Source organism: Acinetobacter lwoffii (assembly GCF_024129715.1).
Lineage (GTDB): Bacteria > Pseudomonadota > Gammaproteobacteria > Pseudomonadales > Moraxellaceae > Acinetobacter > Acinetobacter lwoffii_U.
The window spans coordinates 104,486-131,109 of the sequence record NZ_JAMXXM010000003.1; the positions used below are offsets into that span (position 1 = coordinate 104,486).

The window sequence follows — 26,624 nt, forward strand, 5'->3', positions numbered from 1 at the left end:
TATGTATGACGCCACGACCACAATCACCCGATTGTGTCCCCCGACATCTCATTATAAGAAAGCCACAAACAAATGGATTAAACCCGCGACAAAACCGGTTACCCCACCCAATAAAATCAGAATCCATTCATCTTCCTGAAATGCAGGACGTAAAAGATTCTGAAACTCCTTCGGAGTCAACTCACGTATGCGGTCTCTAAACATTTGATAGATTTTCTGTGCACGGCTCGCATTAAATGCTGGGTCGCATACAGGTACCATCGTAATTTCAATCGAGCGATCGATCAAGTCCGTCTTGAGTTTTGCATACTCTTTTGGTCCTAAAGACAGCTGTAAAGAGGTCCGAACCAGGGGTGTTTCCATAATTTCATTAATATGACGTTTGATAATGCGGCGGGTTTTGTCTTTTCTGCCGCCATACATCATCTCGGTCATGATCGATTTTAACGTAATCAGGTCTTCTGTGACTACACTTGCGAAGACGTCAGAGACTTCATCCTGACGTTTCATAAATGCGCCTTGTATGTTATAGGTGCCGATACGAGGAATCACCGGCTTAATCCACGGAAACTTGCGATTTGTGGTACGGGCAAAGAATTGCGGGTACTTTACTGGGTGTGGATAGAGTGGGTTGAATACCATCCAGATCGCGATCCAGTTGGTCAAAAAGCCCCAGATCGCAGCCCAGAACGGTACAGTCCAGTGCCACGGCACTACAAACCAGACAATCATCTGGAAAATCCCAAAGAACATCCCGATGAGGGCACTGATATGCCAGATAAAATTGATCTCTTTTTGACCCACCTTCAGGAACATACGCACCATCAAGCGACGGTCGCCTTCCATCTGGCTCACTACCATTTCACGCATATCTACAAGTGACTCGACGTTCATGGTCAGCTCAGTCACTAATTCACGCAAAATTGCCGGCATTTGTTTTTGTGCTTGTGCATAAATTCTGCGCTTAATAGCAAAAGGTAGGTTTTCCCAGAGCACCGCATTGCGATCCATCATCACTTCATCAATCAGGTGTTCCAGTTCGAAACCGACCTGCTCGCCAATGATGCGTGCCATATCATCCGGATCCATCGCCTGTAAAAATTCGCGGATAGAGCCTAATTTTGACAGTGTGTTATCGGTAATAATGCCTGAAATACGTCCAGCTTTGCGTGGCACAATCCCTTGCCAGCCCACAGGTAAAGGCCCGAGATGGAAACCCCAAAAATTGATCGGATAAAAGACCATTTTCAGCGCCATCCAGACGTGAGCCCAGGTTACAAATGCAGTCACTGGAATAATGCTGAGCACGGCCCAAAAATCCGGGCGGTTTACAAAGGTTTGCCACAACTCGTTGACGTACTCAAGCATGCATAACTTCCATATTTAATTTTTTGTTCACAGAATACACATATTAATAAAGTCGAATATTTTGTCTATAAACCGATACTTAAAGTATAGGAAAATTGTAGCCGGGGTTCTGTTTCAGCCACAGCGCGACCATTTCGGTCTTCGAGTTTCTCCCCGGCACCGATCCCGATACTAAAACTGCTGATCCGTTCTGAACTAAGCAAAACATAGGCCAAATCAACGCCAGCACCTAAACGGCCTTCATACTCGCCATCAACCTGTTTGCTGTCGATATGACCGGCATAAACCCCGACATAATAACCATTTTTGTCTTTGCCGGTGAGGTGTGCTGGATAACGAAAGCCTGCCTGGCCGCCAATCGTACGATCATCATCCAGAAAAACACCACCTTTCACATAAGCAATCCCATAAGGGTTCACCCATTCGGTATTTAAATGCAGTAATTTCTGGGTAAAACCAACACCCACATTAAAGGCTTTTGCCTGAGCAGGCTCTATTTTGGTTGCAGTATTATTAATCTGATCATGTGCATAAGCCCCGTTCGCCCACAATGCAAACGCTAACAAAGGGTAAACCTTGTTCATTCCTTCACCATCTTCCTTAATTATAGTTTTTGGTATAGTCCTATTTTTATTAGATTTTACTCTAGCAGAATTATCACAACTCTTATATACAGCACTTTACAATTTTAATGTCTGCAAAGTCAAAGCTTAAAGGAACTGATTGCAAGGGCAGTTTTTCATTATCAAATCAAGTGCAGTTGCGTTAGAATACTCCACTTTGATTCTTTTCTACCACTCTCAGGTCTTAAGTCGATCGCGTATGAAGCAGCACTTTCCTTTAAAAAATGCACAACAAGAAAAGCGCATCTATCGCAGTCGAGTCTTGATTTCCATGGGTATTGTCATTTTCTTTATGCTGCTGCTGGTCAGCCGCTATGCCTATTTGCAACTGTTCAACTTTGAAAGCTTTACTACAGCTTCTGATGAAAACCGGATTCGTCTGCAACCCCTCCCCCCAGCGCGCGGTTATATTTATGACCGAAACGGCGTTCTGCTGGCCGATAACTATCCGGTATTTACTGCCACTTTAAGTCGTGCCGACGTACAGGATATCGATCAAACGCTCGAACGCCTCAAACCGATTCTGGAACTGACCGAAGAAGACCTGGAACGCTTTCAAACCCGGATTAAAACAGCGCGTAAAACCGAACGGGTTTCAATCAAGCTCAATCTGAACGAAAATGATATTGCCCGTTTTAGTGAAGTTAAATATCAGTTTCCGGGCGTGAATATTGAAACCCAGATGACCCGCTACTATCCGCATGGCGATCTGTTCGCACATGTGATTGGCTATGTTGGTCGTATTAATGACAAAGAACTGAAAGCCATTGATAAGGATCTCTACGCCGGAACCAACCTGATCGGAAAGATTGGGGTGGAAAAATCATATGAAGAGCTTCTGCATGGTGTACCAGGAAATGAATCGGTAGAGGCCGATGCCTTTGGTAATGTGCTACGTCATCTGGGCCGCAAGGATCCGGTGCGCGGTAACGACCTGTTCCTGTCACTCGATTACGGCTTACAGGTAGTCGCTTCGGAGCAACTGGCCGGGCGTCGTGGCGCGATTGTGGCGATGAATCCTACAACCGGAGAAATTCTGGCGCTGGTCTCCAGCCCAAGTTTTAACCCGAATCTGTTTGTGACTGGGATTAGCACCAAAGATTATTCCTACTTACGTGATAACCTTGATCAGCCGCTATATAACCGGGCGGTTCAAGGAACTTATCCTCCAGGTTCGACCATTAAACCGATGTTTGGCCTGGGTGGCCTTCATTATGGCCTGGTCGATTGGGATACAGCAATTTCCGATCCCGGCTATTTCACACTTCCGGGCGATTCGCATAAATTCCGCGACTGGAAAAAGTCAGGACACGGCGTAGTCAACTTGCATAAATCGCAAGTGGTCTCCTGTGATACTTATTTCTATGTCATGTCCTACCGCATGGGTATTGAAAAAATGAATACCTGGATGCGTCAGTTTGGCTTTGGCGAAAAAACCGGGGTGGATTTACCAAGTGAAAGCTCAGGACTGTATCCAAACCCGGAATGGAAAATGCGTACCCGCAAGGCCAAATGGTCACGTGGTGAAACCATTTCTGTCAGTATTGGTCAGGGTGCTTTTACTTCAACGCCATTACAGCTGGCTATGGCCACAGCCATTACTGCCAATCATGGCAATAAAGTCATTCCCCATGTTTTGCGTGAAAGTCGCGGTGCCAAACCGTTCAAGATGCATAATGGCACCCATGGCAAGATCGATTTTAATGGTCAGGAAGAAGACTGGATCAAGATGCGTGATGCAATGGTGGACGTAATTCAATCCGGTACAGGCCGAGGCATTAAAAGCGGCTTACAATATTCTATTGCCGGAAAAACCGGTACGGCACAGGTGAAAAGTATTGCTCAAGGCAAGCGTTATAATGAATCCTTATTGACCGATCGTCAGCTGGATCATGGTTTGTTTGTCGGTTTTGCACCTGCTGAAAATCCTGAAATTGCGATTGCAGTCATTTTGGAAAATGGTCGCGGTGGTAGTGCCGCAACGGCTCTGGCCCGTCCAATTTTTGATTACTGGTTACTGCATAAAGATAAAAATCCGGTACGCCCACAAGGCCATCAATTAAGTGGGGGTCTGATGACGGCCGGAATCAAGCCAGCTGAATTGCCAAGTGGTGCAGGGATGTTAAGTCAAGATGCAGCATCTAGTGCCGTTCCCGCCAGTGGCCAGCCCGAAATGACTGCTCCGGCTTCTGCAAATACGACTGCATCTCCCGCAGCAACACCTGCTCCTACACCAGTAGAGCGAGACTAAAGATGAAAAACCAACTTCGAATTATTGGTGGTGACTGGAAACGCCGCCAATTGCCTTTTGCCAGCATTGAAGGTTTGCGCCCGACGCCTGACCGTGTTCGGGAAACACTATTTAACTGGCTGATGTGGGATATACAAAATGCACAGGTTTTGGATATTTGTGCCGGTTCTGGGGCATTGGCGTTTGAGGCATTATCGCGTGGTGCTGCATCAGTGGTGATGATTGAACCGGATCGTACTCAGGCACAATTTCTGACCCAAAATCTGGAACTTTTAAAAGTCACCAAAGCACGTGCGCAATTAAAAGTGGCTACGGCGCAGCAAGCTTTGTCTACCCTTCAGGCACAGTTTGATCTGGTTTTTCTGGATCCGCCATATAGTTTAGATTTATGGGAAGAACTCGCGCTAAAGGCAGATCCTCTGATCAAGGACAATGCCTATATTTATGTAGAAGCAGACCGTGATTTACAATTACTTAAATTACCGTCCTCATGGCGTTTAATTAAAAATACCAAAGCCGGTACAGTTCGTGCCGGGCTTTATCAAAAAAGTATTTCTTGATTTAAATTGTTTTGAAGAGGCATTAAAAAAGGATTCCTCTGTGGAATCCTTTTTGTCATTGTAGTCAGTCAAATTTAAAGACTGTGATTAACGATCACGGCGCCAGTCGCGGTTATCTCGGTCACGTTTCCAATCCCGATGATCTTTATGGTCCTTATTTTTCCAGTCATGATTTCTGTGGTCTCGATCATAATGTCCATTACGATCTCTGTTGCCACGATAATCATCATCCCAAGGATCAACCACACAACCGGTTAATGACACAGCCAATACAGAAAGTAATATCACTTTTTTCATCATGTCCATCACCTCTTACTGCACTCTGTCAGTATCAGGCGAGTTCATGGAGAGTGAACGGAGCCATTGTTGCACTCTTGTAGAGATTTATGCATGTTTTATGCATGGCCGTAAACCTCTTTTTTCTTAATTAGCATTCATGCTTTTATGAGAATTTGAACTTTCATTTGCATAAATCCAGCTAAATGGAAGCTTGGCTTTTGTTTAAATCTTGAGAATACTGCTGCCTTTGCTTATGACCTGATCTTTATGACTTGGCTGTTATTTATTCTTGGTGCAATGGTCGCAGGTTTTGTCCAGGGGCTGACCGGCTTTGCCTTTGCCCTGATCGCCATGTCTTTCTGGGTCTGGGTGCTGCCTCCGCAACTGGCCGCGCCCTTGCTGGTATTTGCCTCGATCTGGAGTCATGTGATTTCACTCAGTCAGGAAAAAAAGCAGCTAGTTTTATCCAGGCAGTTGGTGCTGCCTTATCTGATTGCTGGTCTGATTGGCGTGCCGCTGGGTACTTATCTGTTGCAGATCATTCAAGCAGATACCTTTAAGATGATCTTGGGATTTTTTCTGGTACTGTGGTGTCCGGTGATGCTATTCAATCCGCAATTCAAAACAATTCAGCATTCAGGAAAATTGACTGATAGCTGCATCGGTTTTATTGGCGGAATTTTAGGAGGACTGGGCGGTTTTTGCGGTGCCATTCCTTCGGCCTGGGTGATGTTAAAACAATTACCCAAAACCCAGCAGCGCTATATTTTACGGCACTTTAATTTTGCAATTCAGCTTTTCACGCTGGGTACTTATGTATGGCAAGGCCTGATCAATCAAAGCCATTTACCCTATATGGCCTTGCTGATTGTTTTTGTGAGTATTCCGGCAATTTTAGGCGCAAAACTATTTTATAAAATTTCGGAATTACTGTTCAAACGCATGATCTTAAGTTTACTCTTTAGTGCAGGCTGTTTTCTATTAGCGTCCCAATTCATTTAAACACAAGATCAAGCCGAGTCTGTCTTCCCCGCTAAAGCTTGAATCCGTTGAAATAACTGCTATGTTAAGGCCAATCTTTGTAAATATAGATCATCATTATGCAGATTCGTGATCAGATTGTTCTTGTTACTGGTGGTGCACGTGGTTTGGGTTTAGCCATTACTCAGGCTTTACTGGCTGAGGGCGCGCGCGTGGTCGTCAATTATCATAGCAGTCAGCAGCAAGCTGAACAGCTGGCCCAGCAGTATCCTGAACAGGTATTTATTTATCAGGCAGATGTCACTCAAACTGATCAGGTCCGCGCTTTATTTGCCGCAGCTAAAACCCATTTCGGGGAAGCGATTCATGCTGTAATCAATAACGCACTGATTCAATTTGAATTTAATGGTGATGCACGCCCTAAAGTAGAAACGCTGACTTGGGATATGTTGCAACGGCAATTTAGCGGTGCAGTACAGGCTGCCTTAAATACTACACAAGCCGCACTGGATGATATGAAACAGGCAGGGTTTGGCCGGATCGTGAATATTGGTACAAACCTGGTGCAAAATCCGGTGGTTCCTTATCATGACTATACCACCGCCAAAGCTGCATTATTGGCCTTTACCCGCACCACGGCGCAGGACTTGGGACAATATGGCATCAATGTGAATATGCTCTCTGGTGGCCTGTTACAAACCACGGATGCCAGTAAGGCCACACCTGACATTGTCTTTGACCTGATTGCTCAATCGACGCCTTTACGCCGCGTAATTACACCAGAAGAATTTGCTGCTGCAATCCTGATGTTTTTGTCACCTTATTCACGTGCCGTCACAGGACAAAACCTGATTGTAGATGGCGGGCTGGTCAAAGGTTAAATGTTTAGAGAATGGACTTGAATTTTCAAATTCTGTTGTTCTATTTTTTAACCATTTGGTAGATTAAAAAGGTTTTGTGACCGGGTTTTACTTCTACAATAGTGCGCTCCCATAAAGCCTTTAGTCTACTTTCCATGAAATTTATCACGACATTGCTCAGTACCTTGCTACTGGCAGGTTGTATGTCCAGCGATTTGAAAAAATCAGAACAATTACTGCAAAATTTCCATTGTGCCAAGGTAGATACCGCCCAAATGCCACATAGCAGTATGACCGACTATTATCAGCAGATATTGTATAGCAGCAAATCCAAAGTCGAGTCTTATATCAAACAGTATCATCAAGGTGAAGAGCTGTTTGACCTGCCACTGCATGAAGTGGTGGAGCAACAATATGATCTTTATAAAGATGCCTGCCAAAATCTGGGTGGAATTTTACCCGCTTCTGAAAATGCATCTTAAGTCTGTCAATCTTCATGATGATTAGGCAATAAAAAAGCAGGAGAATTTTCCTGCTTTTTTTCAACTCAATTTTAATGCTGATAATAGCGCTGATCTACGCTGAAGCATTCAGGGAATTTTGGCTGAATCTCTGCATAAAATGCCATGATTTCTGCCATGTCTTTTTCATAATCCCCTGTCGGATAAACAATTTTACCTACACCAGTTTTCTTCTTCTCATAATCCATATAGGCCAATGCAATCGGCACACCTGCATTAATCGCGACATGATAAAAACCTGTCTTCCACTGTTCCTGTTTAGCACGAGTCGCTTCTGGCGTGACCAGCATCACCAGTTTAGGATGGGTCTTGAATAATTCCGTCATCACCTGAACCATACTCGGACTAGGCTCCCCCGGCTGTTTAGGACGGCGATCAATCCCGATACCGCCCATAGCACGCACAAAAGGTCCAAATGGCAATTTCATATAACTGTCTTTAATGGTTAAGCGAACATTCACACCTAATGCTTTTAAGGCCAGTCGCGCATACAGTGCATCCCAATTACTGGTATGAGGCGCAGCAATCATGACACATTGGTCTAAATCTAAGGGCCAATGGTTATCAATTTCCCAACCCATCAGATTCAGGCTTTGTTCTGCTAACTTCTCAAACACGTCACGCACCAATTTTATTCAAAATTGCGCGAATTTTAGCAACCTCGGCAAATATAGATAGTGCTCTATGATCAATAAATAAACAGTTAATCTATATTTGTATAATTAGAATTTTTAAATGAATAGTTGATTATTTTTGCCACCTTTCAACTTATCTCATACATCAATTTACGGATAGTTAAGATTGCTTCCCAATATAAATAGGAATTTCTTTCTAATTTAAAGGATTCATGCATTAAAAAGCTCTTAACCTCCTCATTTTGGGATATGGCAAATATAAGGGTCTTTTTATACTGAATCCACATTATAAATTTCAGGAAGATTCTAATGAAAAAGACTTTACTTTGTATTGCTTTAGCAGGGTTACTTAGTGCCTGTGGTGGTTCGGATGATAATTCAAGTACACCTCCAACAAGTAATATTGGAACCCAGACCGGGGTACTAACGGATGCTGTGATTGCTGGGGTACGCTATGTCACAAGTAGTGGTGCTACAGGTTTTACCAATGACGATGGTGAATTTAACTTCAATGAAGGAGAAACGGTTAAATTCTATATTGGTGATGTTCAACTCGGGGATGAAATTGAAGCAAAAGAACGTGTTACCCCTTTGGATTTAGCTGAGACTGAAAATGCTCGCCTTAACTTACTGGTATTTTTACAATCCTTAGATGGAGATGATAACGATGACAAACTTCAAATTAGTACGGCCACTACAGATGCCTTAAAAAATCAGAGTATCAATTTTGACCAACCTTATAATGACTTTAAAAATGAAGCTATTGTCAAAACAGTAATTCCTGAAGAAAAGTTAGTGAATGAAGAGGATGCTAAAGCACACTTCCAAGCGACCTTCTACAAAGATATTGCCGGCACTTGGGAGATTAACCGTACCGATAACACTGCTGTGTTGATTCACATTCTGGAAGATGGACGCTATGCACTAGGTGAAGCAGAAGCAAAAGATGAGAGTGGTCAAGCAGGCATTGAAATGGGCCGCTTAAAATGGAATGCAACAACAACCGTGATTGAACCGGAAATCCTACATGACACCAATGGTGAATGGGGACTTTCACATCCTGCCGAGAATAAACCTTATTCTTTAAACTTTAATGGAACTCAATTAATTCTTACTGAACCCGGCGTTAGTACTGAATACCGTTTAAATCGAGTTAAGCAGTCTAATAGTCTCGTCGGCACGTGGCGACTCAATGAAACGCACCTATTTGCTTTCTTTGATAACAACTATTATTTCTTCCTAGACACTGAAGGTGGAGATGACTGTGGTTGGCCAGGAATTGAATATGGCAAATATACATTGTCAGCAAATACTCTCACCACAACCGAGGTATTATTCGATACCAACGAGTGTGGTGGATTACAAGATAGTTCAAATGGCGGTAAGACAATTGCAAACATCAATATATCTAACAACAATCTTATCTTACATCCGCAAGGTGAAGATCCTGTAACTTTACAACGTGTTAAATAACCCACATAAACCGGCTTGAATATGAAATTCAAGCCGGTTTAATCAATATGTTCAAATTGAATGGTACAGCCCATCAATAAATGCATCAGTTCGATTTGCGAACAACATTGGGTTTTTTCATAAATATTTTTAAAATACGTCCGTACCGAACTCAGCGTAATGCCACACTGTTCTGCAATATCTTCTATTTTATAACCATTAATTAACAACTCACATAAATCAAACTCTCGTTTGGAAAGCTGGTAACACTGTTGTAGGTAAGTTCTTGACAGGGAATAATGCTGGTTTTTATCCGTCATAAATAATGCAATCTGATGCTGAGCAGACTGTAAATGTTGCATATTTCTTAATTTCTTAAAGGGCACTACCGTCAGCATGAATTGCGAGCCTGCCCCATCACTCAACGCCAGGACTCCACCCACTTCAGTTTGAATGGTCGTATCTTCCAGCAAAGCACTTTCCAGAAGCTGATCAAAACGTATCTGCTGACTATAATTGGTTTTTAGACGGTTATGTATATCCAGATCCAGACATGAACTTTGATCAAGCATCTTTTGCGCAATGGGATTGGAATAACTTAAACACAGGTTTTGATCAAGCAGTACAATTCCGGTTTTTAAACTATCCAATACTGTATACAAGCTTAAATTATCTTGCTGAATCAAGTTGATTTGCCGGTGAATTTGCAAAGCCCGGCGTAAATGAATACTGATACGTCTTAGAAAATCCAGCTCAGGCTGTTCAAAAGGCTGTACTTCAGGTGCACGATGAATACCCAATACCGCCCAACGATAATTCCCCCGATCCAGCAATACTCCCGCCAGATAAGATACACCGCCAGGCTTTAAACACTTCTCATAGAACACATAGTGATCCGTACCCGGCTGTTCTGCATAGTGCTGACAGTTATGACTTAAAGCATCGCCCATCTCGATCGCATTCCATAAGGGCATATGCAGTTTCATATCAATCACTCTGATACGCTCCTCTTGATAAGCGGCCAGACTTTCATTCGGGATATTGTGCGTATAGACAAAGTCATAGCCTGGATTAAGCTGATCCAGACCGGTAAAAATTGCACTCTTACTTTTAGTATAGCTCACGATATCTTTGATCACGTCCAGCCACAAAGATGGTAATACAGCAGCATCATAAATTTTTGCAATCAGATTATTTTCTTGTTCTAATTTCATTATCCCCTCCGCATTATCATTATTTTCTAATCATAGCGTTCAGAATTGGTTAACGAAACAGCATAAAGTGACTTTAAAATTGGCTAAAAATTCTTAAATCCTGCTCACTTATCAATAACTCTGGCCTGATTCACCTAATGAATCAAACTTTAACAAGATTGCCCTATTTATCTGTACTGACTACTTTTAATGTAATTCATAACAAATAATTTAATAGGGTCAAAACAATGAAAAAATTAACGCTTACTGCTGCAATAGCAGTCGTTATTGCAGGAGCTTTAACCGCCTGTTCAAAGCCTAATGATAATGAGCCGATGAACAATAATGCTCAATCCAGCCCAGCCATGATGGAGCAAAATAACGCGAATACCAGTGTGAACCGTGCTGATAGCGCGGAGACCTCGCTAGATTGGGCAGGTGAATACAAAGGCGTTTTTCCTTGTGCTGACTGTGAAGGGATTAAGGTCGAGCTAGATCTCAATCCGGATAAAACCTATGAGCTAAATGAGGAATATTTAGGTAAAGCTGGAAATAATGAGACGGAAACTAAAGGTAGTTTCAGTTTTGACCCTCAAGATCCTTCAATCATCACATTAGATAACAAAGCTGAAAACCGTAAATTCTTTGTTGGTGAAAATTTTGTTGAAGCACGCGAGATGAAATCAGGTAAAAAAATTGACAGTAATTTAAATTATAAATTAGTTAAAAAGTCCGCATCATAATTTTGTAAACGCATAAAAAATCCCCGCTATTGCGGGGATTTTTTATGAAATGCTCGGATGATGAATTACATCATGCCGCCCATACCACCCATGCCACCCATATCAGGCATTGCAGGTTTGTCTTCTGGGATTTCAGTGATCATGCATTCAGTGGTCAGCATCAAGCCAGCAACAGAAGCCGCGTGCTCAAGTGCAGAACGCGTTACTTTAGCAGGGTCAAGAATACCCATTTCCAGCATATCGCCATATTCGCCAGTTGCAGCATTATAACCGAAGTTACCTTCGCCATTCTTCACAGCGTTGATCACTACAGAAGGCTCATCACCTGCGTTAGATACGATTTGACGAAGCGGTGCTTCAATCGCACGACGAAGAATGTTGATACCTACGTTTTGGTCATCATTCGCGCCTGTTACGCCTTCAAGTGCAGATGCAGCACGTACTAGTGCAACACCACCACCCGCAACGACACCCTCTTCAACCGCAGCGCGAGTCGCATGAAGCGCGTCATCTACACGGTCTTTTTTCTCTTTCATTGCAACTTCAGTTGCAGCACCGATTTTGATGACAGCAACACCGCCAGCAAGTTTCGCTACACGCTCTTGAAGTTTTTCTTTGTCATATTCTGAAGTAGATTCTTCGATCTGTGCACGGATTTGCTGTACACGGTCAGCGATTTGGCCAGCATTACCAGCACCATCTACAATTACAGTATTTTCTTTAGATACAGTTACTTTATGTGCTGTACCCAAGTGATCAAGCGTCGTTTGATCCAGCTGCATGCCGATTTCTTCAGAAATCACAGTACCGCCAGTCAAGATCGCGATGTCTTGAAGCATAGCTTTACGACGATCACCAAAACCAGGTGCTTTCACCGCACATACTTTGATAATACCGCGCATGTTGTTGACAACAAGCGTCGCAAGCGCTTCGCCTTCAACATCTTCAGAAATGATTAAAAGCGGTTTGCCAGTTTTAGCAACAGCTTCAAGTACTGTAATCAATTCACGAATATTGCTGATTTTCTTATCAACAAGAAGAATGAATGGATTTTCAAGTTCAGCTGTTAAAGTATCTTGCTTGTTCGCGAAGTACGGAGAAATATAACCGCGGTCGAACTGCATGCCTTCAACTACGTCAAGCGAATCTTCGAAGCCTGAACCTTCTTCAACCGTGATCACGCCTTCTTTGCCCACTTTTTCCATTGCTTGCGCAATCAGCTGACCTACAGTCGTATCAGAGTTAGCAGAGATCGAACCTACTTGTTCAATCGCTTTAGAGTCTGATGCTGGTTTTGCAGTTGCCTTGATGTTTTCAACTACAGAACGTACCGCAATATCGATACCGCGTTTCAAGTCCATTGGGTTCATACCCGCTGTTACTGACTTGATGCCTTCATTCAAAATTGCTTGTGCCAATACAGTTGCAGTCGTTGTACCATCACCTGCGATGTCATTGGTTTTTGAAGAAACTTCACGAACCAGTTGAGCACCCATGTTCTCGAACTTGTCTTTCAGCGTAATTTCTTTGGCAACAGTGACACCATCTTTAGTGATGTGCGGTGATCCAAAAGAACGGTCGATAACAACGTTACGGCCCTTAGGACCCAAAGTAACCTTTACTGCATCTGCAAGGGTGTTTACACCAGCAATCATTTTTGAACGAGCTGAATCACCAAATTTTACGTCTTTAGCTGACATATTTGACTCCGAATATTGTTGTATCTTTACAAAATCTGATTTGGAACGAATAAAACTTTTTTAGCGCAGATTAAGCTTCTAATACCGCTAAAATGTCAGATTCTTTCATGATTAAAAGCTCTTCGCCGTTTACTTTTACAGTGGTGCCTGCATAAGTACCGAACAATACTTTGTCGCCAACTTTTACGTCTAACGCGCGTACGCCATTGTCAGTGATTTGACCATTACCAACTGCAATGATTTCACCTTGAGCAGGTTTTTCAGCAGCCGAACCTGGAAGTAAAATGCCCCCAGCTGTTTTAGTTTCTTCTTCAACACGACGAATAACAACGCGGTCATGTAATGGACGAATGTTGCTCATAAATAACTCCATCAGACTAAGTCTTTTTTAGGTCACTGATGACGACTTAATTATTCCATGGGTCATCATCAAAAATTTTTGATGTCACTTTTATGGAGATGGAATAAAACGCTTCAAGGGCAAAAATGAAAAAAAATTGGTTTTTTTTAACGAATCATAGGTTTTCGTCTATTTATTCGGCAGATCAGCCTTCAACATAAAGGCTTGTGCCACTTCATCGAATAAATATTGAGAAATTTTTCCTGTGGCATCAATCAGATTAAAGCTGTTCGGTTCATCTTTATGTAGACGATTTGACGCAGAAGTCCCTGCATGTACATCATATACAGGATGATCCATCCCCAATCCGAACATCTGATTCAAATCATAAATCGCCGGTTGATGCAGATGCCCATGTAACACCGCAAACAGACCATGCTCTGCCCAGGCCTCTAAAGCAATTTTGGCCATCAATGGGCTGTCCTTGAAACCGCGCTTATTTTGAAAAGGCACATAAAAAGGTTGATGGCTGACAATGATTTTTAATTTGGACGCAGGCGCCTGAGCCAGTTGCAAATCAATACGCTGAATCTGCTCAAGGGATAAATGCCCTTTGGTATGATATCGACGTCGGATCGAATTCACCCCAATCAGATAAAAATTTTCAGTTTCAAATATTGGCTCCAATTCACCAAAAAAAATCTGGTAACGGGTAAATGGATTGAAAAGCCGATTCCACAAATGATAGAGCGGAATATCATGATTCCCCGGGATCACCATATAAGGCGTATTGAGCTGATCTAAAAATTTTTTGCAGGCAAAGAATTGACCCAAACGTGCGCGCTGAGTCAGGTCACCACTGATGACGACGGCTTCAAGTGGATGGGTCTGACAGAAATGCCGAATCGCTTCTAAACACTCCGGCTTCTCTGTTCCAAAATGCAGATCAGACAGATGCAGGATCATGTGGCACCATTACGTTTAGGCTATCTTTTAATACAGAAATATTGAGTGGCGGGGCCATTTCCACAATTTCCCCATCAATCGCTACCATCAGTTTCTTGGCTCGGGATTCGATTCGAACTTGATCGGCTGCAAAACTATAAACATCCGATGCCTGGTCAATCTTGCCACGAATCAGCTGATACACAAGCTTAAATAAAGTAAGCTTATCACTTTTAGAAACAACCACTCCCGCCACTTTGCCTTTTTCAGCCGCTTCTGCAATGCGCATTTTCATATCTGCCAGTTGCAAGGGATTATTGCCAAAAAAGATCAGTGGTGTTTTCACCGGATATTTCTTTTGATCCACCCAGATTTTTAGTTTTAATTCTTTACGATCGCGAATCAGAACATCCAGTGCAGAAGTATAGGCATGTAGCGGTAAGCGACCAAAAATACGATTATAGTCTTCACGTTTTTTAATAAATAAAGGATATAGACCCAGACTGGCATTATTCAGATAAATTTCCTGATTGATACGAGCAACATTCATACGTTGTGGCTGTCCTGTCGCAATCACTTTTGCCGCTTCAAGCAAATCCAGCGGAATCCCCAATAATCTCGCCACATAGTTAAAAGTCCCTAAAGGCAAAATACCGACAGGAATTTGCGTATTCAACACATGTTTGGCGACTGTATTTAAAGTGCCATCTCCGCCTGCCGCAACGATGATTCCTGACTCGCTAGATGCCAAATGCTGTTCAAGCACCTCAACCATAATTTTATCAAATTGCTGTGAATCATTGATTTCATAAGCTTTAGTTTGATAACCCTGCGCTGAAAATATATCGATCAGCTGTTCATAAATGCCTTCTGGCCCCTGTATGCGAAAACCAGCTTTATGATTAAAAATTAGCGATAAGGGTTTAGATTGATTAGACATTTTTCGCGCAATTTCATTGAAGCCTATTGGCATTTTGTCCAATTCATAGACAATTAACAGTGGCTTTATGTAAAATTCAAATGACAACCATTTATTTAATCAATAATGAATATTAGAGGTCTTATAAAATAAAGATAATGATTTTAATATTAATTTTTAAAATAAATACTATCCATAATTTAAATAAATAATATTAACAATTCAAATATTTAGTTTTATCTTGTTGTTTTACTTATATTTATAAATAAAATAGCATTATATTCCAAAAAAAATCTAGCACTTCTTTGGTCTTATTTTTTTTATCGTTTTATGCTTTAATACAGCCACTTTTTTTCATATTTCATCTGGGCGATATTTTTTATTGCTCGGATTGTACTTTGTACATCTAATTTGTACACATTTGAGATAGGCCTCACCATGACCCAAGTGAACGCACCAGAATTCGTTCGTCACCCTAAGCTTATTGCTTGGGTGGAAGAGATTGCTAAATTAACAAAACCAGCAAAAATTGAATGGTGTGACGGTAGCGCAGAAGAATATCAACGTTATATCGACTTGATGATCGCTAACGGCACAATGCAAGCGCTGAATCAAGAAACTCATCCTGGTTCTTATCTTGCAAATTCTGATCCGTCTGACGTAGCACGTGTTGAAGATCGTACTTACATCTGTTCTGAAAACAAAGACGATGCTGGCGCGACCAACAACTGGGAAGCACCTGCTGTCATGCGCGAAAAATTGAACGGTTTATTTGACGGTTCAATGGCAGGTCGTACACTTTATGTGGTTCCATTCTCAATGGGTCCATTGGGTTCTCATATCGCTCATATCGGTATCGAGTTAACTGACTCTCCTTACGTTGCAGTAAGCATGTCTAAAATGGCTCGCATGGGTAAAGCTGTTTATGACGTTCTTGGTACTGACGGTGAATACGTTCCTTGCGTACACACTGTAGGTGCTCCGCTTGCGAACGGCGAAAAAGATGTTGCATGGCCTTGCAACAAAGAAAAATACATCGTGCATTACCCAGAAACTCGTGAGATCTGGTCTTATGGTTCTGGTTATGGCGGTAACGCATTGTTGGGTAAAAAATGCCTGGCATTACGTATTGCATCATTTATGGGTCGTCAACAAGGCTGGTTAGCTGAACACATGCTGATCCTTGGCGTGACCAATCCACAAGGCGAAAAACACTACATCGCAGCTGCATTCCCATCTGCATGTGGTAAAACAAACTTCGCTATGTTGATTCCACCAGCAGGCTATGAAGGCTGGAAGATTGAAACTGTAGGTGACGATATTGCTTGGATCAAACCAGGTGAAGACGGTCGCTTATATGCAATCAACCCTGAAGCTGGCTTCTTCGGTGTAGCGCCTGGTACCAACACCAAGACCAACCCGAACTGTATGGCAACCATGCACAAAGACGTGATTTATACAAACGTCGCTGTGACTGACAACGGTGAAGTATGGTGGGAAGGTCTGACTAAAGAAGCGCCTGCCAACCTGACTAACTGGAAAGGTCAACCACACACTGGCGAAGAAAAAGCAGCGCATCCAAATGCTCGTTTCACAGTTGCAGCTGGTCAATGCCCTTCTATTGACGCTGACTGGGAAAATCCAGCAGGTGTTCCAATCTCTGCGTTCATCTTCGGTGGTCGTCGTGCAGACACAGTGCCTCTAATTTCAGAAGCATTTGACTGGGTTGACGGTGTTTACAAAGCTGCGACTATGGGATCTGAAACCACTGCTGCTGCTGTTGGCCAACAAGGTATCGTTCGTCGTGACCCGTTCGCGATGCTGCCATTCGCTGGCTACAACATGGCGGATTACTTCACGCACTGGTTAGAAATGGGCGAGCAAGTGGGCGCGAAAGCTGCCGCTGCTGGCAACAAACTTCCAGGTATCTACAACGTGAACTGGTTCCGTCGTGATGCTGAAGGCAACTTCGTATGGCCTGGTTTCGGTCAAAACATGCGTGTTCTTGAGTGGATCATTGACCGTTGTGAAGGTCGTGCTGATGCTGTTGAAACACCAATCGGCCTAGTTCCTACTTATGAACAGTTGAACTGGACTGGTTCTGACTTCACTAAAGAACAGTTTGACCTAGTAACTTCTCAAGATAAAGATCAATGGATCAAAGAACTTGAAAGCCACACTGAATTGTTCGACAAGCTGGGTGAGCGTTTACCGGAAGCGTTAAAAACTCGTCAAGCAGAACTTATTGCTGCGGTTAAATCTGCTTAATTGCTGATTTAATTTAAAAGAGGTCGCATAAGCGGCCTTTTTTATTGGCTGTTTAAACAATTGATCACAATTGACCAGAGCAGCTGCTTAAGCAAAATATGGCATACTTAAGCCAAGAATTCAGGAACTATAAATATGAAAAGAACAACAGTAATTTTGGCTGTGGCTGCAAGCAGTTTTGTACTGAGCGCATGCCAGACCACACCCCATCAATTCAATGGACAAAGTGGCTATGAAATTCTGGAACGTTCAGGCAATACAGCAACCCTGAGCTATACCCTCTCAGGACGACCAAGCCAAGATGAAAATCGCTTGCAAGCTGCCTGCAGACACGTGTTAGGAAATTCCAAAACTTATAATATCCAGATTTTAAGCACCAATGAAATTTCCAATCCAACTGCGGAACAGGAAAATTATGGCCGCCAACTGGGTAATAGCCGCACGCAAATCAGCTTGAGCAATACGCCTGATTTACATAATAGCGAGAACCCGGGTGCACGCGAAGCCTTAGAAGCCCGCCCTACGACCATGCGTGTTATTCGTTATACTTGTTCTTAATATCTGATATTTAGTTACTTAATCAGAGTAAGACAATCAAAAAGGGCTAACTGCCCTTTTTGATTTTTCAACTTTAACGTGTTTTATAGAAACTGACATTACGAAATTCTGGTGATTCATCCAGATCTGGCCAGGTCGTTGCACTACGCTCATCCAGTTTTTTATATTGAGGATGACTAAAGTTTTTTACCCGACTGTCTGCGACCCAGACCTCAGGTGCAAATTTTAAAAACTCGTCCAAGAAGAAACGGTTGCATTGATCATAGAGCACATCTGCGGCTAACAGAATGTCTACTTGTTCTGCCTTATATAGGTCATCCAGATATTCAAGCTCAACATCATTCAGCTCCGCATTGGCACGACAGGCATCCAGACTGACTTGATCGATGTCACAGCAAATCACACGTTTTGCGCCTGCCATTTTTGCAGCAATGGCAACTACGCCCGATCCCGCCCCAAAATCCAAAATTACTTTGTCTTTAACATGATGCGGCTCTGCCAATAGCCACTGCGCCATCGCCAAGCCTGAGGCCCAGCAAAAGATCCAGTATGGTGTATCATTCCAAATGCGACGAATCACTTCATCATCAAGTTTATCAGTTGGAAATACGGGTGGAATTAGCCAAAGTGAAATCGGTGTTTCTGGCAGTTGCTGTGCCATTAATTCACAATTCGGAATGACTTGGTGCAAGGCTTGGAGTAAATGCTCAGGGGCTTTAGGAAATTGGAAAGTACAGCTCATTGGATTTTTATTCGTTATATGTGTCAGAAGAACTCTTATATTTTAGATATTACCCTCATCCCAGCCTTCTCCCATAGGGAGAAGGAGCATCCATTATTTTCACAATGAACTTCCCCCTCTCCTTTCAGGAGAGGGTCAGGGAGAGGCCTGTTTATTAACCTAGCGCTTTCTCAGCAGCTTCAACCGTTTGACGGATTAAAGTGGTAATCGTCATTGGACCTACACCACCCGGAACTGGTGTGTAAGCAGAAGCAATTTCTTCGATGCCAACCAATTGAATATCACCTACACCACCGCCATCACGTGGATGGAAACCTGCATCTACAACTACCGCACCTGGTTTGATCCAGTCTTTCTGAATCAATTCAGCCTTACCTACCGCACCGACAATGATGTCCGCTTGCTTAACGAAGCTTGCAAGATCTTGAGTACGTGAATGGCAAATGGTTACGGTTGCATTCGCTTCTAGCAGCATCGCTGCCATTGGTTTACCCAAAATTGCAGAACGACCTACAACAACTGCGTGTTTACCCGCGATTTCAATGTTGTTCTCTTTCAGGATGGTCATGATACCCGCAGGCGTCGCTGAACCATAGGCTGCTTCGCCCATTGCCATACGACCATAACCAAGACAAGTGACACCATCTACGTCTTTTTCAAGCGAGATTGTATCGAAACAGGCACGCTCATCAATTTGAGCTGGAACCGGATGTTGCAGCAGAATACCGTGCACATCAGGATTTGCATTTAATTTTTCAATTTCAGCCAATAATTCTTCAGTTGTGGTTTCTTTAGGAAGTTCCACTTTGAGTGAATCCATACCAACACGGCGGCAGGCATTGCCTTTCATGCGAACATAAGTTGCAGATGCGCCATCGTCACCTACCAAAATCGTCGCAAGAATTGGAGTACGACCTGATTTTGTTTTCAGCGCTTCTACGCGAGTAAACAAGTCAGCTTCAATTTGCTTCGCCAATGCACGACCGTCTAGAACTAATGCCACGGCACTTCTCCCAAGTGTTGATATGAATCAATTTTGCACATTCTACATGAATAATTTAAATATTTTCCGCCAGATGATGTTTTTATGCGCATACAGATGAATACACTATTGTTTTTTTTTCTGAGCTTGCTAATATACGCATCAACAAGACGCGGCGGGGTGGCAGAGTGGTCATGCAGCGGACTGCAACTCCGTGGACGCCGGTTCGATTCCGACCTCCGCCTCCATCTTGTTAAAGCCCGAGTGGTGAAATCGGTAGACACAGGGGATTTAAAATCCCCCGCCCACAAAGCGTGCCAGTTCGAGTCTGGCCTCGGGCACCATTCTTCTACTATAGAAAGATGGTGCAAATAAAGAACCCAGCGAAAGCTGGTTTTTTTATGTCTGTAATTTAGTTAGTCAAAAAATAAGTAAATTAAATTTCCATTTAAAGTGTCATCATTAATCAGGCCCCCTGCTCTGCTTCCTCAATATCATCCAGCAGAACGTAAATATCCTTGCAAATCCTGTTCCAGTTTTTGCTGGAAATGAATCGGCTCAATAATTTTCACATAAGGTAACCAGTAACGCACCAAAGGCAATAACTGCATTTCGTGACGAATCTGGCAACTAATCACTAACTCTCCAGTCCCTGTTTCCTGCTCGATCTGCTGTTCTGGAAATAAACGGCGCTCTTTAAAAAAGACCGCGACTTCAGGTTGTACCTTGATTAAGACTTGCTGCTTTTGCTGCCCAAACCAGATGCTGTCTTCATCTACCAGTATTTTTAGTATTTCAGGATCATGCGCAAAGCTCTCCACCTCAGAAACCAGCTTGAGTTGTTGCACCTGACTTAAGCGATAGGTGCGCAACTTGTCCTGATCTACACCCACCAGATACCAGATACCATGATGGTGAATCAAGCGATAAGGCTTAATGATTCGCAATTGATCTGAATATTGCAACTCAACCTGCTGACGTTTATAGATTGCGCTTGCAAGCAACTTGAAATGTTCGGCAAACTGTTTGGCATCTTCAAAATAATAGCCTTTTGCCGAAAATACCTGATTTGCCCGCTCATCCAGCAGTTCACGCATAAAAGACATATCCAACGCCGGATACAACTCACTGATCCCCGAAAGCTGGGCAAAAGTCTGGATATCCTGCAATTTAAACCGCCCTAAATAAGAGGGTTCCAGATAATATCGTTTCTGTTCATCTTGAAGTAAGGGTAAGTAAGAGCCTAGACGATCAAAATCACGCTCAATGGTGCGGGTGCTGACCTGAAATTCTGCAGCTAGCTCTGCAGCCCGGAGTTGATATCCGACGTTTAATTTGGTCAAAATTCTGGCTAAACGCTCTGCAAGACGCTCATGTGTTGAAGCTGGGCGCTTCATAAATCCCCACTTAATACATTCTCATGTACTTATTTATCGCTAGATGTTGAATGATTATACTGAATGCCGATCAATGAATAATATTAGGACAAAGTCTAAGATATTTTTTTGCATCAGATCTTGACCCTTTATTCACCCTAAAAATACAAGATCTTATTTGGATTTTCTGGATGCTTTCTTGCTTGAATGACGATTTTGTATTGTTAATCTTTCTATATAACGCTCCAGATGCAGCATCGCCCGATACATTTTATGTAACTCTACCCAGCTGATGGTTCCGCGAATAATCATTTTATGAATACGTCGTAATGCTCTTAAACTATGTTTTGAACTATATGCTGTTGAAATAATTTTCATCTTATTTTCCCTCTCACATTCATGTGAATGTTTAACCATTTGGTCGGAATTATCTATACATGCAATTTACGTGTCATAATTGACAGGTTGTGTCGAACGGTTAACATTTTTTAATTTTTATTCAAGATTTTATATATTTATTTGTAATAATATTTTACTTAAAATTAAAAAAAGCCAGTAAAATTACTGGCTTTTTTTGAATCACTTATCTCGTATTAAATAATTTCAACTACAACTTTACCCACATGCTCTCCAGTATCCATTGTGGCATGGGCATCCTGAATCTGATCGAACTTAAACGTTTTATAGATCATCGGGAGACATTCGCCTTTTGCCCACAATGGTGCAATCTGCTCTTTCAGGCCTTGTGCAATTTCCGCTTTTTCAGCCGTGCTGCGTGCACGCATGGTCGAACCGGTAATGGTCAGACGTTTCATCATGATTTGTCCGAGTTTAACTTCTTTGGCCTTAGCACCACCCAAGAAGGCGATATAGACCAGACGTCCATCACGGCGCAACAAATTTAAATTACGCTCTAAATAAGGTGCACCGACCATATCTAAAATAACATCGACACCACCATTGTCGGTAGCTTCATTAATAACTTGCTCAAAGTCCTGAGTTTTATAATTAATAGCCGTGGTTAAATCAGAAATCGCTGCAACTTTTTCATCTGAACCCACAGTTGCAAAAGTTTTAATACCAAGTGATTTACACAGCATCAAAGCAGTCGTACCAATCCCGCTCGTTCCACCATGCACCAGTACCGTTTCCCCTGCTTTAGCCTGACCCATCTGGAACACGTTCGCCCATACAGTAAAGAAAGTTTCAGGAATGGCCGCTGCCTGTACAAAACTTACGCCTTCAGGAATATTCAAGGTCTGGCTTTCAGGTATGACGCAATATTCAGCATAACCGCCACCATTGGTCAAACCACAGACTTGATCACCAACTTTAAACTGACTTACATCACTACCAATCGCAACCACCTCACCTGCCACTTCCAGGCCAGGAACTGGCGTTACCCCTTTCGGCATCGGATATAAGCCTTGACGCTGCAGGATATCTGGACGGTTAATACCAAAGGCATGAACTTTCACCAGAACTTCATCTGCTTTAGGTTCAGGTACAGTCACCGTTTCATAAGCGAGTTTATCGACACCACCTGGTTCTGTAATAATGACTTGCTGCATGGTTTGTTGCGACATGATTTCTTTCCCTAATCTATGCATTTCATATATCTTGGACTTATTTGAACATAGTTAGCATGAGGAATGAAGCTACATCGGACTTATGTATAATCGGGGGACTATTCAGGAAATTGATAATAGGCCAACCATGACCCAAGTGATCGAATATAACGAAAACAATTACAGTGATTTTGAGTGGTTTGAAGGTTTTGCCGTGATTCGCTTTTATGCAGACTGGTGCAAGCCCTGTGTTCAGAATTTTCCGATCTTTGCCGAACTGGCGACATACTATGCTGAGGTAAATCCTGAAGTTAAATTTGGCAAGATCAATGTGGATCAGTCTCCGATTTTAACCTTGCGCTATAATGCCTATGGTTTGCCTTCTACGCTTATTTTTAGAAATGGAGAAATTATTAAAAGGATTGCAGGCGTGAAAAGTTTAACCGAAATGAAAGCAATTCTGGCCTTAGTCCTCAATGATTCTTATGAATAATTACCCATGTGAAGCCAAATCTAACAAAAATATTTCTTTTAGCTCACTATCTAAATACGGAGCCTTTAATTAACTACGCCCTTTATATTCCTTTACCATTCGATCACTCACATCTTCCGGATAACACAGCGGCGCATCTCCGCCTGCACGATTATAAGCACTACGCTTACCACAACGACTACCATTACGTGCAGTATTATAAGGACACGGACAATTTCCTGGATAATTCTCAATCGACTGCTGGATTATTTTTTGCTTGATTGCTTCAACGCTTTGGCTGCTCTGTTTGGCTTCAGCTCCAAAAGCCACACACAAGCCAGCCAGCAATATTAATTTTTTCATATATTCCCCAAATCTAGGGAGTATTGTATTAATTGACTAGTAAATTGAAAGATCACATTTTGACTAATCGAATGATTTTCATGCAATCAAAATTTAGGCAATAAAAAACCCGCTTTTCAGCGGGTTTCTTCAAATCAGTCCAGTCTTAAAGACGAACCAATTCCACAATCTTCTCAGCAAGTTCTTCAACTGTATCTACGGTTAAAGTCGTGTCTGTACCTTCAGCAGCATCGGTAATCACAACCACACCAGTTTCACGAACCAGTGCAACCTGCTCCGCATTCAAACCTGCTTTAGCAATAGCAACGATCCCTTGCTGAATCAGCAAGCTTTCTAGCGCCTGAGCATTTTCCAAAGCTTTACCAGATACAGTCACCGCAGCAGGTTTTTGACCCAAACGTGCCGCACGTGCTTCTGCAGTGACAGGCTCATCGTGTGCAGACCATTCAACTGATTCTTCCACCATACCAGCACCAATCGTCACGTTATTCAAACGATCGATGAAGATAAACGAACCGGTGAAACGGCTGTCTTGATAACGGTCAAAGACCACTGGTGCATCAAATTCAACAGTCACATTGGCGATTGCATTTAGCTCAAGTTTATCCACCTGAACTTTTTCCAATGTGTTAACGTTGGTACGGTAATGAATTGCCGTTACTTTTGCCGGAACGGTTTGCGTACCAATCTTGATGTTGTACAGCTTACCCAGTACAAGTGGTTGATCTGCCATCCACACAACAGTCGCTTGAACTGAACGGGAAATATTTGGAACAGCTTGATCCGCACGAATTAACACGTTACCACGTGAAATATCAATTTCATCGTTAAGCGTTAAAGTCACTGCCTGACCTGCAACTGCATGCTCAAGATTGCCATCAAAAGTGACAATTTCTTTGACAGTCGATGATTTACCAGAAGGTAATGCTGTTACGGTATCGCCAACATTGATATCGCCAAGTGCGATCGTACCGCAGAAACCACGGAAGTCGAGGTTTGGACGGTTCACGTATTGCACAGGGAAACGGAAATCCTGCTTCGCTGAACTACGGTTAATTTCCACCGATTCAAGTGTACCCATCAGCGTTTCACCAGTGTACCATGGCGTATTGGCTGACTTGTTCACCACGTTATCGCCATTCAATGCAGAAATAGGCGTAAAGATGATATTGCTTGGTTTACGATCGCCCAATTGTGCAACGAATGCCGCATATTCAGCCTGGATTTCATTGAAACGTGTTTCAGAGAATTCCACCAAGTCCATCTTGTTGATCGCAACAATGATGTTCTTGATCCCGAGCAAACTCGCAATAAAGGTATGACGACGTGTCTGGGTTTGCACGCCATAACGTGCATCAATCAAAATGATTGCAAGGTCACACGTCGATGCACCTGTCGCCATGTTACGAGTGTACTGTTCGTGTCCCGGCGTATCCGCGATGATGAACTTACGCTTTTCTGTCGAGAAATAACGATAGGCCACATCAATGGTAATGCCTTGCTCACGCTCTGCTTGTAAACCATCAACCAGAAGTGCCAAGTCAGGTGCATCACCTGTCGTACCGACTTTTTTCGAGTCACGGGTCACAGCCTGTAATTGATCTTCATAAATCAATTTTGAATCGTACAGCAGACGACCGATTAACGTCGATTTACCATCGTCCACGTTACCGCAAGTCAGGAAACGCAACAGGTCTTTATTTTCATGTTGTTTCAGATAGCCCAAGATATCTTGGCTGATTAAATCAGATTGATGAGACATCGCTCAAAGCTCCACATATTCTTTAGAAATCGGTTGTTTTGAATCTCTTTTTAATCTCCCTAAATCCCTCTTTAATAAAGAGGGATTTTATCTCCGTTCTGATTTAGGAGTTCCCCCTCTTTTTAAAGAGGTGAGTAGCATTGCTGCGCAAGGGGGGAGATTAAATTAGAAGTAGCCTTCCTGCTTCTTCTTCTCCATCGAGCCTGCTTCATCATGGTCAATCATACGACCTTGACGCTCAGAACTGGTTGCCAGCAACATTTCCTGAATAATTTCCGGCAAGGTATTGGCTGTAGATTCCACAGCACCTGTTAATGGATAACAACCCAAAGTACGGAAACGTACCGATTTCATTTGTGGAACTTCACCTTCTTTTAAAGGCATACGTTCATCATCAACCATAATAAGTGTGCCACTACGTTCAACCACAGGACGTTCTGCAGCCAAATAAAGTGGTACTAATGGAATACTTTCCAAATAGATGTATTGCCAGATATCCAGCTCAGTCCAGTTAGATAATGGGAATACACGAATACTTTCGCCTTTATTCACTTTACCGTTATAAAGATTCCAAAGTTCTGGACGCTGGTTTTTCGGATCCCAACGATGTTTCGAATCACGGAATGAATAAACACGTTCTTTCGCACGTGATTTTTCTTCATCACGGCGCGCGCCACCAAAAGCAGCATCAAAACCGTATTTATCCAGAGCCTGTTTTAAGCCCTGAGTTTTCATGATGTCGGTATATTTAGAACTACCATGGTCGAACGGGTTAATACCTGCCTCAACCCCTTCTTTATTCTGATGCACGATCAAATCGAAACCATGGGTTTTCGCCATATTGTCCCGGAAAGTGATCATGTCTTTAAACTTCCAGCCTGTATCGACATGTAATAATGGAAATGGAAGTTTTGCTGGGTAGAACGCTTTTAGCGCAAGATGCAGCATGACCGCCGAATCTTTACCAATCGAATACAGCATGACCGGATTTTCAAACTCGGCAGCAACTTCGCGGATGATATGAATACTCTCAGCTTCAAGCTGTTTGAGATGAGTAAGTCTTTCCTCATTTAACGACATGGACAACACCAGCTTAGAAAAACGTGTACTTATGACACTTTTGAAAATTTATATTCATTATAGTGATTTACTTATCCTATCCA

At 42.6% G+C, this 26,624-nt stretch carries 27 protein-coding genes and 2 tRNA genes; 12 read left to right on the top strand and 17 right to left on the bottom strand.

Annotation, left to right across the window (positions count from 1 at the left end; translation table 11 throughout):
- Positions 1–51: 51 nt before the first annotated feature.
- Together NI462_RS03750 and NI462_RS03755 are read right to left on the bottom strand one after the other, a co-directional pair.
- Positions 52–1,368 (bottom strand): DUF445 domain-containing protein, encoded by a 1,317-nt coding sequence (locus NI462_RS03750; protein ID WP_004279487.1) that lies wholly within the window; start codon positions 1,366–1,368, stop codon positions 52–54.
- A 65-nt stretch (positions 1,369–1,433) separates the two neighbouring features.
- Positions 1,434–1,952: a hypothetical protein gene (locus tag NI462_RS03755; RefSeq protein ID WP_004279486.1), complete on the bottom strand. Its 519-nt coding sequence runs from the start codon at positions 1,950–1,952 to the stop codon at positions 1,434–1,436.
- A gap of 238 nt (positions 1,953–2,190) precedes the next feature.
- Between NI462_RS03755 and mrdA the strand changes: the two genes are divergently transcribed.
- Positions 2,191–4,242, top strand: a complete 2,052-nt coding sequence (gene mrdA, locus NI462_RS03760) for a penicillin-binding protein 2 (protein ID WP_253159176.1) — start codon at positions 2,191–2,193, stop codon at positions 4,240–4,242.
- Between the two features lie 2 nt (positions 4,243–4,244).
- On the top strand, positions 4,245–4,802 hold the full coding sequence (gene rsmD, locus NI462_RS03765; protein WP_253159178.1) for a 16S rRNA (guanine(966)-N(2))-methyltransferase RsmD: 558 nt from the start codon (positions 4,245–4,247) through the stop codon (positions 4,800–4,802).
- 87 nt (positions 4,803–4,889) lie between these two features.
- Here rsmD and NI462_RS03770 read toward each other — a convergent pair whose 3' ends face one another.
- The gene (locus NI462_RS03770) at positions 4,890–5,102 is read right to left on the bottom strand and encodes a hypothetical protein (RefSeq protein ID WP_004646324.1); all 213 of its coding nucleotides are present in this window, start codon (positions 5,100–5,102) and stop codon (positions 4,890–4,892) included.
- A 246-nt stretch (positions 5,103–5,348) separates the two neighbouring features.
- Here NI462_RS03770 and NI462_RS03775 point away from each other — a divergent pair, with 246 nt between their 5' ends.
- The 3 genes from NI462_RS03775 to NI462_RS03785 all read left to right on the top strand — a co-directional run bounded on the left by NI462_RS03775 (position 5,349) and on the right by NI462_RS03785 (position 7,404).
- Positions 5,349–6,083, top strand: coding sequence for a sulfite exporter TauE/SafE family protein (locus tag NI462_RS03775; protein WP_004730222.1), 735 nt, complete (start codon positions 5,349–5,351; stop codon positions 6,081–6,083).
- A 98-nt stretch (positions 6,084–6,181) separates the two neighbouring features.
- A complete protein-coding gene (locus NI462_RS03780; protein ID WP_005246935.1) occupies positions 6,182–6,943 on the top strand; it encodes a 3-oxoacyl-ACP reductase in 762 nt (253 codons plus the stop codon).
- Between the two features lie 134 nt (positions 6,944–7,077).
- Positions 7,078–7,404: a hypothetical protein gene (locus NI462_RS03785; protein WP_253159180.1), complete on the top strand. Its 327-nt coding sequence runs from the start codon at positions 7,078–7,080 to the stop codon at positions 7,402–7,404.
- A 71-nt stretch (positions 7,405–7,475) separates the two neighbouring features.
- Here NI462_RS03785 and NI462_RS03790 read toward each other — a convergent pair whose 3' ends face one another.
- The gene (locus NI462_RS03790; RefSeq protein WP_253159325.1) at positions 7,476–8,024 is read right to left on the bottom strand and encodes a 1-acyl-sn-glycerol-3-phosphate acyltransferase; all 549 of its coding nucleotides are present in this window, start codon (positions 8,022–8,024) and stop codon (positions 7,476–7,478) included.
- A gap of 363 nt (positions 8,025–8,387) precedes the next feature.
- Here NI462_RS03790 and NI462_RS03795 point away from each other — a divergent pair, with 363 nt between their 5' ends.
- Entirely contained in the window at positions 8,388–9,551 is a 1,164-nt protein-coding gene (locus NI462_RS03795; RefSeq protein ID WP_253159182.1) for a putative periplasmic lipoprotein, read from the top strand.
- Between the two features lie 38 nt (positions 9,552–9,589).
- Here the strand turns inward: NI462_RS03795 and NI462_RS03800 are convergent, their stop codons facing one another.
- Positions 9,590–10,744 carry a LuxR C-terminal-related transcriptional regulator gene (locus NI462_RS03800; protein WP_005267061.1) on the bottom strand — a complete coding sequence of 385 codons (1,155 nt, stop codon included), beginning with the start codon at positions 10,742–10,744 and terminating at the stop codon, positions 9,590–9,592.
- A gap of 227 nt (positions 10,745–10,971) precedes the next feature.
- On the opposite strand from NI462_RS03800, the gene NI462_RS03805 reads away from it, so the two are divergent.
- A complete protein-coding gene (locus tag NI462_RS03805) occupies positions 10,972–11,466 on the top strand; it encodes a copper resistance protein NlpE (protein ID WP_253159184.1) in 495 nt (164 codons plus the stop codon).
- Between the two features lie 65 nt (positions 11,467–11,531).
- Here the strand turns inward: NI462_RS03805 and groL are convergent, their stop codons facing one another.
- The 4 genes from groL to NI462_RS03825 form a co-directional block, all read right to left on the bottom strand.
- Entirely contained in the window at positions 11,532–13,166 is a 1,635-nt protein-coding gene (groL, locus tag NI462_RS03810) for a chaperonin GroEL (protein WP_121980355.1), read from the bottom strand.
- A gap of 70 nt (positions 13,167–13,236) precedes the next feature.
- Entirely contained in the window at positions 13,237–13,527 is a 291-nt protein-coding gene (locus NI462_RS03815) for a co-chaperone GroES (protein WP_004646315.1), read from the bottom strand.
- Positions 13,528–13,695: 168 nt separating this feature from the next.
- Entirely contained in the window at positions 13,696–14,472 is a 777-nt protein-coding gene (locus NI462_RS03820; RefSeq protein ID WP_005246941.1) for a metallophosphoesterase family protein, read from the bottom strand.
- Positions 14,453–15,391: a diacylglycerol/lipid kinase family protein gene (locus NI462_RS03825; protein WP_034438446.1), complete on the bottom strand. Its 939-nt coding sequence runs from the start codon at positions 15,389–15,391 to the stop codon at positions 14,453–14,455. Before NI462_RS03825 ends, NI462_RS03820 begins: the two co-directional genes overlap by 20 nt.
- A 417-nt stretch (positions 15,392–15,808) precedes the next feature.
- Between NI462_RS03825 and NI462_RS03830 the strand changes: the two genes are divergently transcribed.
- Positions 15,809–17,638 (top strand): phosphoenolpyruvate carboxykinase (GTP), encoded by a 1,830-nt coding sequence (locus NI462_RS03830; protein WP_121980156.1) that lies wholly within the window; start codon positions 15,809–15,811, stop codon positions 17,636–17,638.
- A gap of 135 nt (positions 17,639–17,773) precedes the next feature.
- Complete coding sequence (locus tag NI462_RS03835) at positions 17,774–18,196, top strand: hypothetical protein (protein ID WP_005262346.1); 423 nt, start codon at positions 17,774–17,776, stop codon at positions 18,194–18,196.
- A gap of 73 nt (positions 18,197–18,269) precedes the next feature.
- Here NI462_RS03835 and NI462_RS03840 read toward each other — a convergent pair whose 3' ends face one another.
- A complete protein-coding gene (locus NI462_RS03840) occupies positions 18,270–18,938 on the bottom strand; it encodes a class I SAM-dependent methyltransferase (protein ID WP_253159186.1) in 669 nt (222 codons plus the stop codon).
- A 154-nt stretch (positions 18,939–19,092) separates the two neighbouring features.
- Complete coding sequence (gene folD, locus NI462_RS03845; protein ID WP_253159188.1) at positions 19,093–19,941, bottom strand: bifunctional methylenetetrahydrofolate dehydrogenase/methenyltetrahydrofolate cyclohydrolase FolD; 849 nt, start codon at positions 19,939–19,941, stop codon at positions 19,093–19,095.
- Positions 19,942–20,094: 153 nt separating this feature from the next.
- Here folD and NI462_RS03850 point away from each other — a divergent pair.
- Together NI462_RS03850 and NI462_RS03855 are read left to right on the top strand one after the other, a co-directional pair.
- Positions 20,095–20,168, top strand: a tRNA-Cys gene (locus NI462_RS03850).
- A gap of 10 nt (positions 20,169–20,178) precedes the next feature.
- Positions 20,179–20,264, top strand: a tRNA-Leu gene (locus NI462_RS03855).
- Between the two features lie 150 nt (positions 20,265–20,414).
- Here the strand turns inward: NI462_RS03855 and NI462_RS03860 are convergent.
- From NI462_RS03860 to NI462_RS03870, 3 genes are all read right to left on the bottom strand, one after another.
- On the bottom strand, positions 20,415–21,317 hold the full coding sequence (locus NI462_RS03860) for a helix-turn-helix transcriptional regulator (protein ID WP_005246948.1): 903 nt from the start codon (positions 21,315–21,317) through the stop codon (positions 20,415–20,417).
- Positions 21,318–21,470: 153 nt separating this feature from the next.
- On the bottom strand, positions 21,471–21,674 hold the full coding sequence (locus NI462_RS03865; RefSeq protein ID WP_004646307.1) for a hypothetical protein: 204 nt from the start codon (positions 21,672–21,674) through the stop codon (positions 21,471–21,473).
- 215 nt (positions 21,675–21,889) lie between these two features.
- The gene (locus tag NI462_RS03870; RefSeq protein ID WP_253159190.1) at positions 21,890–22,882 is read right to left on the bottom strand and encodes an NAD(P)H-quinone oxidoreductase; all 993 of its coding nucleotides are present in this window, start codon (positions 22,880–22,882) and stop codon (positions 21,890–21,892) included.
- A gap of 130 nt (positions 22,883–23,012) precedes the next feature.
- On the opposite strand from NI462_RS03870, the gene NI462_RS03875 reads away from it, so the two are divergent.
- On the top strand, positions 23,013–23,357 hold the full coding sequence (locus NI462_RS03875) for a thioredoxin family protein (protein ID WP_005107508.1): 345 nt from the start codon (positions 23,013–23,015) through the stop codon (positions 23,355–23,357).
- Positions 23,358–23,426: 69 nt separating this feature from the next.
- Here the strand turns inward: NI462_RS03875 and NI462_RS03880 are convergent, their stop codons facing one another.
- The 3 genes from NI462_RS03880 to cysD form a co-directional block, all read right to left on the bottom strand.
- Positions 23,427–23,699 (bottom strand): hypothetical protein, encoded by a 273-nt coding sequence (locus NI462_RS03880; protein WP_253159192.1) that lies wholly within the window; start codon positions 23,697–23,699, stop codon positions 23,427–23,429.
- Between the two features lie 145 nt (positions 23,700–23,844).
- The gene (cysN, locus tag NI462_RS03885) at positions 23,845–25,461 is read right to left on the bottom strand and encodes a sulfate adenylyltransferase subunit CysN (RefSeq protein WP_004279461.1); all 1,617 of its coding nucleotides are present in this window, start codon (positions 25,459–25,461) and stop codon (positions 23,845–23,847) included.
- Positions 25,462–25,626: 165 nt separating this feature from the next.
- Entirely contained in the window at positions 25,627–26,541 is a 915-nt protein-coding gene (gene cysD, locus NI462_RS03890) for a sulfate adenylyltransferase subunit CysD (RefSeq protein ID WP_004730252.1), read from the bottom strand.
- Positions 26,542–26,624: the final 83 nt, after the last annotated feature.